This is a genomic window from Burkholderia sp. HAN2018 (assembly GCF_024704855.1).
In the GTDB taxonomy this organism is placed as follows: domain Bacteria; phylum Pseudomonadota; class Gammaproteobacteria; order Burkholderiales; family Burkholderiaceae; genus Burkholderia; species Burkholderia cepacia.
On the sequence record NZ_QOBB01000001.1, the window covers coordinates 73,668 to 86,094 of the forward strand.

At 68.3% G+C, this 12,427-nt stretch carries 9 protein-coding genes; 2 read left to right on the top strand and 7 right to left on the bottom strand.

What is annotated here, in order from left to right; translation table 11 throughout:
- The first annotated feature begins 78 nt into the window (after window positions 1-78).
- Window positions 79-1,464: an MFS transporter gene (locus DPV74_RS00380; protein WP_119336290.1), complete on the top strand. Its 1,386-nt coding sequence runs from the start codon at window positions 79-81 to the stop codon at window positions 1,462-1,464.
- A gap of 57 nt (window positions 1,465-1,521) precedes the next feature.
- On the opposite strand, the gene DPV74_RS00385 is transcribed toward DPV74_RS00380, so the two are convergent.
- From DPV74_RS00385 to DPV74_RS00400, 4 genes are all read right to left on the bottom strand, one after another.
- Window positions 1,522-2,598, bottom strand: a complete 1,077-nt coding sequence (locus tag DPV74_RS00385) for a C45 family peptidase (RefSeq protein ID WP_119336291.1) — start codon at window positions 2,596-2,598, stop codon at window positions 1,522-1,524.
- 116 nt (window positions 2,599-2,714) lie between these two features.
- Window positions 2,715-4,322 (bottom strand): DUF3138 family protein, encoded by a 1,608-nt coding sequence (locus DPV74_RS00390; RefSeq protein WP_119336292.1) that lies wholly within the window; start codon window positions 4,320-4,322, stop codon window positions 2,715-2,717.
- Window positions 4,323-4,419: 97 nt separating this feature from the next.
- Window positions 4,420-5,535 (bottom strand): polyamine ABC transporter substrate-binding protein, encoded by a 1,116-nt coding sequence (locus DPV74_RS00395; protein ID WP_119336293.1) that lies wholly within the window; start codon window positions 5,533-5,535, stop codon window positions 4,420-4,422.
- Between the two features lie 213 nt (window positions 5,536-5,748).
- Window positions 5,749-7,473: an amidohydrolase gene (locus DPV74_RS00400; RefSeq protein WP_119336294.1), complete on the bottom strand. Its 1,725-nt coding sequence runs from the start codon at window positions 7,471-7,473 to the stop codon at window positions 5,749-5,751.
- Between the two features lie 238 nt (window positions 7,474-7,711).
- Here DPV74_RS00400 and DPV74_RS00405 point away from each other — a divergent pair, with 238 nt between their 5' ends.
- On the top strand, window positions 7,712-8,542 hold the full coding sequence (locus tag DPV74_RS00405; RefSeq protein WP_060085742.1) for a helix-turn-helix transcriptional regulator: 831 nt from the start codon (window positions 7,712-7,714) through the stop codon (window positions 8,540-8,542).
- Between the two features lie 15 nt (window positions 8,543-8,557).
- Here DPV74_RS00405 and DPV74_RS00410 read toward each other — a convergent pair whose 3' ends face one another.
- The 3 genes from DPV74_RS00410 to DPV74_RS00420 form a co-directional block, all read right to left on the bottom strand.
- On the bottom strand, window positions 8,558-9,478 hold the full coding sequence (locus DPV74_RS00410) for a LysR family transcriptional regulator (protein ID WP_042975417.1): 921 nt from the start codon (window positions 9,476-9,478) through the stop codon (window positions 8,558-8,560).
- Window positions 9,479-9,607: 129 nt separating this feature from the next.
- Window positions 9,608-10,798 carry an MFS transporter gene (locus DPV74_RS00415; protein ID WP_119336295.1) on the bottom strand — a complete coding sequence of 397 codons (1,191 nt, stop codon included), beginning with the start codon at window positions 10,796-10,798 and terminating at the stop codon, window positions 9,608-9,610.
- An 87-nt stretch (window positions 10,799-10,885) separates the two neighbouring features.
- Window positions 10,886-12,343, bottom strand: coding sequence for an FAD-binding oxidoreductase (locus DPV74_RS00420; protein WP_119336296.1), 1,458 nt, complete (start codon window positions 12,341-12,343; stop codon window positions 10,886-10,888).
- Window positions 12,344-12,427 lie beyond the last annotated feature (84 nt).

Sequence of the window (12,427 nt, forward strand, 5' to 3'; positions counted from 1 at the left end):
TAACGTTCGCCCCAACGCCATTCGATTCGGTCGCCCCGCTCGCGGGCGACGGCCGGGCACAGAACACAGGAGACAACCGTGGCCCAATCCGCGTCACGCACCCACTCGAACCCGCCGGATCAATTGCCCGCCCACGCCGGCATCGCATCCGGTTCAACCGCCCGCGCGGCCGCCGCGCAGGCAGCGCCGCCCAGCCGCAAGCGCCTGCTGATCCTCGCGCTGCTGTTCATCACGGTCGTGATCAACTATCTCGACCGCAGCAACCTGTCGATCGCCGCGCCCGCGCTGTTCAAGGAACTGAACATCGATCCCGTGCGCGCGGGCCTCGTGTTTTCCGCGTTCGGCTGGACCTACGCGCTGATGCAAGTGCCGGGCGGCTGGCTCGTCGACAAGGTGTCGCCGCGCGTACTGTATGCCGGCGCGCTCGCGCTGTGGTCGGCCGCGACGTTGCTGCTCGGCTTCGCCGGTTCGTTCGTCGGGCTGGTCGTGCTGCGTCTCGCGGTGGGTGCGCTCGAAGCGCCGGCCTACCCGATCAACAACCGCGTGGTGACGACGTGGTTCCCGACCCGCGAGCGCGCGAGCGCGATCGGCGGCTACACGTCGGGCCAGTTCGTCGGCCTCGCATTCCTCACGCCGGTGCTCGCGTGGCTGCAGGTGCATCTGGGCTGGCACATGGTGTTCGTCGCGACCGGCCTCGCCGGCATCGCATGGGCCGCGATCTGGTATGCGGTGTATCGCGAGCCGCGCGCGTTTCGCGGCGTCAACGCGGCCGAGATCGCGCTGATCCGCGACGGCGGCGGCCTCGTCGATCTCGAAGACCGCATCGCGGCGCGCACCGAACGCGCACCGTCGACGTGGCGCGACCTCGGCGTCGTGCTCGGCCGGCGCAAGCTGTGGGGCATCTATCTCGGCCAGTTCGCGCTGAACTCGACGCTGTGGTTCTTCCTCACGTGGTTCCCGACCTACCTCGTCAGGTATCGCGGAATGGACTTCATCAAGTCGGGCTTTCTCGCGTCGCTGCCGTTCCTCGCCGCGTTCGTCGGCGTGCTGTGCTCGGGCGTGCTGTCGGACTGGCTGATGCGTCGCGGCGCGTCACAGGGCTTCGCGCGCAAGCTGCCGATCATCTCGGGGCTGCTGATCTCGACCTGCATCATCGGCGCGAACTACGTCACGTCGACCGGCTGGGTGATCGCGTTCATGACGATCGCGTTCTTCGGCAACGGCTTCGCGTCGATCACGTGGTCGCTCGTGTCGGGGCTCGCGCCCGCGCGGCTGATCGGCCTCACGGGCGGCGTGTTCAACCTGATCGGCAACCTGTCCGCGATCGCGACGCCGATCGTGATCGGGCTGCTCGTGAACGGCGCGGACTTCTCGCGCGCGATCACCTACATCGCCGCGATGGCACTCGCGGGCAGCCTGTCATACGGGTTGCTCGTCGGCAAGGTCGAACGCATCGACGCATGAGCCTCGCGAGGGCGGCACACGCGTGCCGCCCTCCCTCGCCGCCGCCCGCGTGCCGCGTCAGAATCGCTGAAACCCGTCGCGCGCGAGATCGTGCGGATTGCCCGCCGCGTAGTCGAGTGCGCACGCGTCGGTATCGATGCCGACGGTCAGCAGCGTCTCCCAGCGCTCGGTGTCGGGCATCGACGGATCGGCGTGGAAACATACGACGGCCTGATCGCCGGCCGCACCGCACATTGCCGCCGCGCGCTCGCGCACATCGGCGCTCGTCATCCCGTTCACGACTTCGTTCAGGTGCGCGAAGCGTTCGCGCGTGGTCGAGCTGTCGGGCATGCACTCGCCGCCGCTCAGCGCGCGATCGAGGAAGTGGTTCGTATGCATCAGCCAGCCGTCCGGGCGCGGCACCACCACGCCGATTCCCGACGGGCTCAGCTCGATGCTCGCCGCGCGCGGGTTCGCGTCATGCCGCGTGAACACGGTCAGCACCGTGGACGCGCTCACGCGCGCGGACCGTGCGAGCTCGATCGCCTCCTGCACCGTCGTCGCATCCTCGAGCAGGCGCCGCGCGATCGCGTGCACGGGCACACCGGCACTGTCGTTGTCGCTCGCGTGATGCAGGATGTTGAAGTGCAGCCCGAGCCCCGCGCTGTTCACGCCGAGCTTCGCGAGCATCCCGAACTCGGAGAACAGCTTGACGGTGCGGCCGTGCGGCGTCGCGAACCGCATCAGCAGCCCCTGCGGCGCGAGGCTGTCGTGCCAGTCCCACGTCTGCAGCGTGCGCGGCGCGTGCGGGCCGGCCGGCGCGTAGACGGTCGTCGAGCACTCGCCTTCGGCCGACGCGGGCGCGGTCGCGAGAATCTCGGTGCGCGCGTTCAGGCACGCGAGCTGCCAGCGCGGCAGGTCGACGCCGTCGGCGATCGCCTCGACTTCGGCGGCCAGGCGCGGGCACCACGCACCGAGCGCGGCCAGGCTCGCTTCGCCGATCTCCCGCGCGCGCTGCGGCTCGATGCCGAGCTTCGGGAAGAACGCGAGGTAAAGCGCGACCGTCTCGCGAATCTCGGCGGCGAAACGCGCGCCGATCAGGCGGCCGCGCTCGTGCGGATCGGTGAGGTCGGTCACGAAGGTGTGCAGCTTCAAGGTCAAATCTCCTGGGTTGAATGCGTGCCGGGCCCGCGCGGCCCGGAACGTGATGCATGGCGCAGCCGGTCGGCCGGCACGCGCGCCGGCCGGAACGGCGAGACCAGTCAGAACGGTCAGAACGAATAGATGAACTGCATCCCGGCCAGGTCGTTGCTGCGCGCGTACGTGCCGTTGCTCTTCAGGAACACCGGATGGTTCGCCGCGTCGTGGCGATACTCGAGCTTCACGGTGATCTGCTGCGTCGGATAGAACAGCAGGTCGGCCGTGATCGCGTAACGCTGCGCGCCCTTGCACTCTGTGCCGTTCGTCGACGAACCCTGGAAGCACGCCGGATCGATGCCGAAGCCGCTCGACCCGTTCACCGACGGATTGCCGCCCGCGAGCCCGTACTGGATGTTCGTGCCGCCGCCGCCGTTCGACGTGTTGTTCAGGTAGTCGAAGCGCAGCGTCGCGCCCATGCGGCCGACCCATGCCTGCGTCCACTTCGTATGGCCGAGCAGCGACATCCCGTACCAGCGTGCGGTGCCGCCGTTCCACGCACCCTTCTGCAGCTCGCCGTAGTCGACCTGCGCGTTGATCTGCGTCTTGTCGTGCGTATAGGTCACGTCGGCTTCCACGTACTTGTAGAGGCCGGTCGGCGACGAGCCGTTGCACTGGTAGCCGTAACCGCCCGCCGTCGCGCACGGCGAGAACAGCGACTGCCGGCCCAGCATCCCGGAAATGCCGAAGTCGAAGGCGGTCGACGTCGCGTTGTCGAAGCGCGCGGTGATCGTCGGCGTCCAGTTGGTCTTGGTCGTGTTGTTCGCCGCGTTCGCGATCGCGCCGGCGGTGCGCAACACCTCGTTGCCGATCACGACCTGCCAGAAGCGCGTCATCGCCGCGTTGGAGCCCTTCAGGCCGACGCCGATCAGGTTGCCCGGTTCGCTGAAGTCGTACAGCAGCCCGTGCGTGAGCGTCAGCATCTGGGTCGACGGCTGCACCTCGTAGCCGGCGAGGCTCGGCATCATCCCGATCTCGAAGGTGCGCGTCGTGCTGAGCGGCACGGTCACCACGGCCTGCGTGACGATGTTGTTGCCGATGCCGCCGTGCGAATTGCTGAACACGTTGCCGAAGCCGCGGTTCGGCTGGATCACGACCTCCGCCGACGGCGCCATCGGACCGACGCCGAAGGTCTTCTTGATGTCGAGGTAGACGTCGCCGATCGTGCTGTTGAAGTAGTCGTACGCGCCCGGATCGTGGTTCAGGAACTGGAACCCGGACGTGCGCTGCGCGCGGTTGAACAGGTACACGGGATCGACGTAGCCGGTGATGCTCAGGCCCGCGAGCGGGCCGGTCGTCGCGGCTTCCTGCAGCGAGTCGACCTTCAGCGACGCGTTCGCGATCTGCTCGCGCATCTGCTGCAGGTCGTCGTTCGTGAACGCCGGTGCGGAATCGGCGGCCGGCGCGGCGGCGGCGGCCGTGTTGATCGAACCGATCCTTGCGCCGCTCGATGTTGCGGTGGCTGCGGTGGCTGCGTTGGCTGCGTTGGCGGCCGGCGCCGCGCCGGGCGCCTGCGCGGCCAGCATGCTCGCGCGCAGCGCGTTCACCTGCTGCTGCAGCGCGGTGACCTGCGCCTGCAGCGCCTTCATCCTGCTCGCATCGGTCGCCTGCGGCGTGTGCGCGAATGCCGTGGTCGCGTCGAACGCGAGCAGACACAGCGCCGTCATGTGTTTGAGTTTCATGTTCTGGGTGGTCGTCGGGACGAGCGCGCCCCCGCCCGCCGCGATCAGCGGCGGGGCGCGCGAAAGGTGTGCGGGAAGCGGGGAAGCGGCGGCCGGCTTACTCGGTCTTCAGCTTCGTCCAGAGGCGGTTCTGCAGACGCATCAGCTCAGGCGGAACCGGCTTGCTGAGGCTCAGCTTGCGGATCACGTCGGTGGGCGGGAACACGGCCGGATCGCTCGTTACCTCGGCACGCACGAGGCGCTTCGACGACGGCACGGCCGACGGGTACGACGTGTCGTTGGTCAGGTTCGCACTCTCCTTCTCCGACAGCACGAAGTTGACGAACTTCAGCGCGGCGTCCGGGTGCGGTGCATCCTTCGGCACGGCCATCATGTCGAACCACATCGCGCTGCCCTCGGTCGGGATCACGTACTTGATGTGATACGGCTTCTTCGCGGAAGCGGCCGCGATCCGCGCGGAGTTCACGTCGCCCGACCAGCCGAGCGCGAGGCAGATGTCGCCGCCCGCGAGATCGTTGATGTAGCTGCTCGAATTGAACTGCGTGATGTACGGGCGCACCGACTTCAGCAGTTCGTACGCGGCCTGGTAGTCGGCCGGGTTCGTCGTGTTCGGGTCTTTCTTCAGGTAGACGAACGCCATCCCGAACGCATCGACCGGCGAATCGAGCACCGACACGCCGCAGTGCTTCAGCTTCTGCGCGTACTTCGGGTCGAACAGCAGCGCCCAGCTGTCGAGCGGCGCGTCGTTGCCGAGCGCCGCCTTCACCTTCTCGACGTTCATCCCGAGCCCGTCGGTGCCCCAGGTCCACGGAATGCCGTACTGGTTGCCCGGATCGTCCTTCGCGAGCGCCTTCAGGATTTCCGGATCGAGCAGCCCGTAGTTCGGCACCTGGCTCTTGTCGATCTTGCGGAAGATGCCGGCCTGCAGCTGCCGCGCCCAGAAGATGTCGGACGGCACGACGACGTCGTAACCCGACGTGCCCGACAGCAGCTTCGCCTGCAACGTCTCGTTCGAATCGAACTCCTGGTAGACGACCTTGATGCCGGTCGCCTTCTCGAAGTTCGCGATCGTCGCCTTGCCGATCGAGTTGCCCCAGTTGTACACGTTGACGACGTCCGCCGCGCGCGCAACCGGCGCGCCGGCCCACAGCACGCCGCCCAGCGCGAGCGCCGCGCATGCCGTTCCCAGATGCCTGCTCCAATCCCCTGCCATGGTTTCCTCCGTCGATATCATGATCCGCTCGCAATGAACGGTGTGTGCTTCGGTCCGGAAAAATGTAGCCAGAGGAAATTGGCCGGTCTGCCCTGCCAATAGGGGGACACGCCGCACAATCGGCGCATCCGCTTCCGGCCGGATGCGCCGAGCCGCGAAAAACGAAAGCATTCCGAAAGATTCCGTCGCCGCTTCGTCAGCCGGGATGCCCCTTCAGGACGCCTGCATACCCGTGCGCGCGCCGAAATCGTCGCCCACGTGCGTGATGCGGCCGCCCATCATCGTCAGCCCGACGTCGATGCGGCCGATGTCGTACTGGCCGACCTCGAACAGGTCGTTCTCGAGCACGACGAGATCCGCGCGCTTGCCGGGCGTCAGCGAGCCGACCTCGTGCTCCATCCCGAGCTGGTACGCGCCGTGGATCGTGTACGCGGCGATCAGTTGCGGAATGCTCAGGCGCTCGGCGATGTCCGGGAACACCGGCGCATCGGGCTCGCCCGCGAGCTGGCGCGTATGGCCCGACTCGATGTGTTCGAGCGGCTTGTGCTGGCAGCGGCACTGGCATGCGAGGCCGTCCATGCCGATCGACACCGTCACGCCTTCGTCGAGGAACGTGCGGAACTTGTACATGCTGCTCCAGCGCTCGTGGCCGTAGTGGTCGCGCAACTGCTCGGTGTACGCGTCGACCACGCCCCATTGCAGCTGCGTGTTCGCCATCACGCCCGCGCGGCGAAAGCGCGGGATGTCGTCCGGATGCGTGAGGAACGCGTGCGTGATCACGTGGCGGCGGTCGCGCGGCGGGTTCGTGCGGTTGACCGCGTCGAAGCCGTCGAGCGCCATCCGCACGGCCGCGTCGCCGACGCAATGGACCATCACGTTCGCGTTCGCGCGATCGGCCTCGACCAGGTAGCGGTTGAACGTGTCGGCCGGCATCGTCGGCGCACCGCAGGTGTCCGGGCGGTCCGCGTACGGTTCGAGCAGGTACGCGGTGTGGTTCGCCTCGGTGCCGTCGAGGAACAGCTTCAATGCGCGCGCCTTCACGAGCGGCGAATCGTACTGCTCACGATACCGGACAAGCGTGCCGACCGGATCGTCGATCTCGCCGATCACCGCGACGCTGCCGACCACCCGCAGCTTCAGGTCGCCCGCGCGCTCCATCGTCTGCAGCGTCTCGTACAGCAGCGACTGGTCGCCGCTCGCGTCGAAGAAGCCCGCGTCGAACACGGTCGTCACGCCGGCCGCGCACAGCTTCTTCTGCCACGGCGGGATCGATTTCAGGTACAGGTCGATGCCGATCGGCAGCAGGCCGGCCGCGCTGATCCGCTGCATCAGCAACGAATACGCGGCGCCGTCGACGATCAGGCCGGTCGGCTCGCCGGTCGCCGCGTCCTTCTCGAACCAGCTCGCGCCCTCCTGCACGGGCGGCGTCGACGCGTCGATGCCGGCGATCTCCAGCGCCTTCGAGTTCACCCACATCGTATGGAAATCGGTCGACAGCAGGCACACGGGGCGATCCGCGCAGATCGCGTCGAGCGTCTCCTTGCGCAGCAGCGCGGGCGGAATCGTCGCCTGCACCCAGCCCATCCCGGTGATCGCCGGCTCGTCCGGATGCGATTCGACATACGCGCGCAGCGCGCCGAGCACCTTCTGCGGATCCTCGTCGTTCACGAACGCCTGGAACGCGAACGCGGTCGTCTCGAAGTGCCAGTGCGATTCGACGAAGCCCGGCAGCACGAGCCGGCCGGCCGCGTCGACGACCTTCGTCCGCGCGCCGACGTACGCCTGCACGGCCGCCGTGTCGCCGACATGGACGATCCGGCCGTCGCGCACGGCGACGGCCTGCGCCCAGGGCTTGTGCGGATCGACGGTATAGACCTTCGCGTTGGTCAGAACGAAATCCGCCGGCGTCGTGGCGGCGTGCGTCGGTTGCATCTGCATGGCCTGTCCTTTCTGGTCATCAGGTTTTCGAAGTGCTTTCACTATAGGCAGACGATTCGCGCCGGTATGCCCCCCCGCCGCCGGGGCTTCCGCGAATTCCGGCCGCCGCGCGTTCGGTCTTGTCGTCGTTTTGGGGACAACGCACGAAATCCGTGGGGGTGATCCGGTGAATTCCCGGCTGACGCGTGCACGGCGTTCGCGTAACGTCGCGCTGTCCCCCGACCGCCTTCGTCCGACCATGCGACTTCTCCAGCCCGACCCTGCCGCCCGCGGCCACTACCTGATCGGCGTGCGTCCCGACTCACTCGGCGCGACGCTGCGCGCGGTCGGCACGCCGGATTTCGTCGGCGCGGTCACGGAGTTCGTCAACGACAGCATCGACGCCGACGCCGTGCACCTCGAGCGCTGGCGCGCCGATACGGGCAGCACGTCGGGTTTCGTCGTCGAATGGCTCGGCAGCGGCAGCCTGCGCTTCGCGGCCGATACGCTGCGCGTGATGGATATCTACTACCAGGACTATTGCCAGGCCGATCCGCTGGTCGCGCCGCTGCGCGGCAAACCCGGCACGCTGCTCGTGCAGCGCCATGTCGACGGCATCGCGCAGGGCGAGTTCCGCCGCCGGATCTTCGACGAGCCCGGCATCGGGCAGGAATGCCTGCTCGTGCACGGCAACGCGCACCTGCAATACGCGCTCGGGCTCGCGCGCACGGTCGGGCGCGCCGCGTTCACCACGGACGAGCTGTTTCACTTCCGGCAGATGGTCGACCTGCTGTTCCCGATGTTCGAGCTGCATGCGCGCACCTGTGCGGCGCGGCGCGTGGCGGCAGTGTCGGTGAATGCCGCGTCGCAGGCGAGCTTCGATGCGCGCCTCGAACGGCAGGACGTGCAGCTGTCGCGCCGCGAGCACGAGATCTGCCGGCTGATGCTGTGCGGGCGCTCGGTGCCCGAGGCCGCGCAGCAGCTCGACGTGAAGCTGTCGACGGCCGAGTCGTACGTGAAGCGCGCGTTCGCGAAGCTCGGCGTGCGCACGCGCCGCGAGCTGTTCGACTGGGTACTCGTCGACTGCTGAACGCGCGGCCTGGATTTACGCGGCCAGCGCGGCCGCCTTGATGTTGAAGGCGCGCAGCAGGTCCTCGCAGAACGCGTCGACGATCGGCTTGTCGCTCGTGCTGCGCTTCATCGCGAGATGCAGCGGCACGTCGAAGCTGAACGTTGCGCGGCCGACGGCCTTCACGAGCCCGCGCTGCTCGAACGGCTCCGCGTAGTGCGCAGGCAGGTAGCCGAGATGGCCGCCCGACAGGATCAGGATCGTCGCGGCCTCGATGCTGTCCGCGCTCGCGGTCACGCGCCGCTCGGGCAGCGGATACTGCTCCTCCGGCACCGGATAGGTGCGCCACACCCAGTCGTGCAGTTGCAGGTCGTCCGCCGTCACGGGCCGCGACGCATGGAACAGCGGATGCCCGCGCCCGCAGTAGATCACCTGCTGCTCGGTGAACAGCGGCGTGTAGAGCAGCCCGGGCACGCGATGCCAGAAATACCCGATCGCGAGATCGAGCTGGTTGTTGACGAGGCTTTCCTCGAGTTCCTGCGGCGACGCGACCTTCATCGCGAACGTGACGGCCTGGTCGCGCTTGCGGAATGCGCCGATCGCATCGGCCACGCGCGCGTTCTCGACGAGCGGCGCCTGGCCGATCAGGCCGATCGACAACGTGCCGACCAGCTTGCGGTCGATGTCGCGCACGCGCGCGACGAATTCGGAGGTCGCCGCGACGAGCGTGCGCGCGGTGGCCGCGAAGCGTTCGCCCTTCGACGTCAGGCGAAAGCCGCCGCGCCCGCGATCGCAGAGCTTGAAGCCGACGCGCGCTTCGAGCGCCGACAGTTGCGTGCTGATGGTCGACTGCCGCACGCCGAGCGACGCCTCGGCGGCCGTGATGCCGCGTGCGTCGACGACGGCCAGAAAGACCCGGATGAGCCGGAGATCGAGATCGGAAGTATTCGAGAACATGCTTGAAGCCGCTGCGCGTGTGCGCGTTGCCCGGCCGGCACGACGCGCATCGCGCGCCACGCCCGCCGCCTTCGCCGATGAACCGGACCGGACGCGCGCCGCCATCGGCAACGGCGCGCGTCGAAACCGTCATTCAGGTGCCACCGCGAGCGCGCGTTCCATGCCGAACACGGCCGGCCGCAGCCGCCGGTAGCACAGGAACGCCACCGCGCACAGCACGATCGCCGCGATCAGCGCCGACTGCGTGCCTGCGCGCTCGATCAGCGAGCCGCCCGCGACCGAGCCGACGCCGTAGCCGAGCGCGACGCAGCCCGGCGACAGCGCGGCCGACTTGCCGACCAGGTCGTACTGCGGAATCGTCGCGTAGATCAGCAGCGCGCCGCCGGTCCAGCAGCCGATGAACACGACCGCGCCGAGCGTGAACGTCATGGCCGATGCCGGCATCGCGAGCAGCACGGCCGCGACCGCGCAGCCGCCGAGGTTGACGAGCGCCCAGCGGCGCAGGCCCGCGCCCGCGCCGAGCTTCGGCATCGCCGCGCAGATCACGAGGCTCGCGATGTTCGCGATGCCGAGCACGAGCGACACCGACCTGCCGCTCAGGCCCGCCGCGGTGCCGATCTTCTCGAGGAAGGTCCACACGACGCCGACACCGCCGTACAGCGCGAGCTGCGCGCACAGCACGAGCATCGCGCCCCGGCGGTCGATGCGGCCGGCGACGCCGGCCGGTGCCGGGGCGGCCAGCGTCTCGCCCCGGCGAAACAGCGGCGTCGCGAGCACGAATACGCCGAGCACGCATGCGACGAAACCGAACACGCCGTGCGCGCCCCATGCGTCGCTCAGCATCGGGAAGATGTAGGCCAGCAGCACCATGCTCCACGTCACCTGCCCCATCAGCATGATCCCGAGATTGCGTTCCGGCGCGCGCGAGTACGACAGGTAGCGCAGCGCGATCCCGTTCAGCCCGCCCGAGCCGACGCCCGCGATGAACTGCAACGCGGAATACGCGACGAGCCCGTGCGTCGCGAGCGTGCCGAGGTTCGCGCCGGCCGCGAGCGTCACCGCGCCCGCGAGCACCCACCGCACCGGCTGGCGGCCGAGCACGAACGCGACGAGCAGCGTGCCCGTCGATTCGCCGAGCACCTCGATGAAGCTCGACAGCCCGAGCGCCGCTTCGCCGAAGCCCCAATGGCGTTCGACCTGCCCGACGATCGCGGGCAGGCCGAGGAAGACCGTCGGCCCGAGGATGCCGAGCAGCAGCATCACGACGACGAACCGCGCGCTTTCCTGTCGCGCTTCGTCCTGCAGGTTCACTACGTTCATTCGGTGTCTCTCTCCGTGTCCGCGGCGCGGACCGTCTCCTCGAGGGAGTCGGGTATGGCGGCGGCCCGGCCCGGGCCGCCGTGTCGCTTACATCGGGAAGCCCATCGCCTTGATGCCGCTGATCCACGCGCGTTTCCAGCCGCCTTCCGCATCCGCGCCGTCGAATGCATGGAACGTGATCTTCGCGGCGACCCAGCGCATCGGCTCGGGCGGGATGTAGCTCGGGCTCTGGTTCGCGATGTCGAGCTTGCGCTCGGGGCTGTCGCGATCGAACAGGATGTTCAGCCCCATGAACGCGCCGAACCGGCTCGCCGCGACGCCGAAACCCGTATAGCCGGCGACGAACACGGCCTTGTCGCCGAGATAGCGCTTCGCGAACACCGAGCCGCGCGAACAGTAGTCGATCGGGCCGCCCCACGCATGCGAGAAGCGCACGTCGCTCAATTGCGGGAAGGTGCGGTAGAACGCTTCCGCGAGCCGGTAATAGGTCTCGCGCTGGCCGTCCTGATGCGGTTCCGGATCGCCGTCGAAGTGATAACTCACCAGGCCGCCGAAGATGATGTTGTTGTTCTTCGTCAGGCGGAAATAGTTGAGCTGCGTGCGCGTGTCGTACACGCCCTGGCGATTCTTCCAGCCGATCCGCGCGAGCTGCTCGTCGGTGAGCGGCTCGGTGGCGAGCACGTGGTCGCGCACCTGCATCACCCGGCGGTTGATGTCGGGAATCCCGACCTTCGCGGTGCCGCTGCCGAACACGACGCGCGGCGCGCGCAGGCTGCCCTTCGGCGTCTTCACGAACACGGTGCTGCCTTCGTCGGTCACGGTCACGAGCGGCGTGTGCTCGTACAGCTTCACGCCGAGCGACAGCGCCGCGCGCTTCAGCCCCCACGCGAGCTTCGCCGGATGCACGATGCCGCTGCGGTTACGCGACCACAGCGCGCCCGCGAACAGCGGTGAATTCAGTTGTTCGAGCGTTTCGTCGCGGTTCAGCAGCACGACGTTGTGGCCGTACTCGCGATGCAGGTCGTAATCGCCCTTCAGGTGCGCGATGTGCTCGGGATCGACCGCGACCGTCATCTCGCCGTTCCACTCGATGTCGGCGTCGATGTCGTAGCGCTTCAGCGTTTCCTCGAAGCCGTCGAGGTTGTGATGGCCGAACGCCTCGAGCTGCGCGATGTCGTTCGGGAACACGCGCACCGCATTCGGCAGGCCGTGCATCACCGACGTCGAGATGATCCCGCCCGCGCGGCCCGATGCACCGTGCGCGACCTTGCCGGCCTCGATCAGCACCACGTTCAGGTGCGGCATCTGTTCCTTCGCCTGCACGGCCGACCACAGCCCGGTGAAGCCGCCGCCGACGATCAGCAGGTCGGCGCTCACGTCGCCGACGAGTTCCGGCTCGGTGGCCGGCGCGGCCGGGTTGTCGAGCCAGTACGGGAACAGCTTCGTATTCGCGAGCGCCGCCTCGACGCCCAATGCGACCGGCGCGCCACGCAATGCGTGCGCCTGCGCCGGTGCAGTCTCTCTTGCCTTGACTTCCATTTCCATGATCCCTGCCATCACACGCGGAAACGAAACCGCCGCCGGGCGCGCGTCACACGGACGACGACACCACGGCGGCGGCTCCGGCCA

Excerpts from the sequence above, each read along its gene's own strand:
- DPV74_RS00390 (WP_119336292.1), bottom strand. The coding sequence starts at position 4,322 with ATGAAACTCAAACACATGACGGCGCTGTGTCTGCTCGCGTTCGACGCG.
- DPV74_RS00395 (WP_119336293.1), bottom strand. The coding sequence starts at position 5,535 with ATGGCAGGGGATTGGAGCAGGCATCTGGGAACGGCATGCGCGGCGCTC.
- DPV74_RS00400 (WP_119336294.1), bottom strand. The coding sequence starts at position 7,473 with ATGCAGATGCAACCGACGCACGCCGCCACGACGCCGGCGGATTTCGTT.
- DPV74_RS00405 (WP_060085742.1), top strand. The coding sequence starts at position 7,712 with ATGCGACTTCTCCAGCCCGACCCTGCCGCCCGCGGCCACTACCTGATC.
- DPV74_RS00410 (WP_042975417.1), bottom strand. The coding sequence starts at position 9,478 with ATGTTCTCGAATACTTCCGATCTCGATCTCCGGCTCATCCGGGTCTTT.
- DPV74_RS00415 (WP_119336295.1), bottom strand. The coding sequence starts at position 10,798 with ATGAACGTAGTGAACCTGCAGGACGAAGCGCGACAGGAAAGCGCGCGG.
- DPV74_RS00420 (WP_119336296.1), bottom strand. The coding sequence starts at position 12,343 with ATGGAAATGGAAGTCAAGGCAAGAGAGACTGCACCGGCGCAGGCGCAC.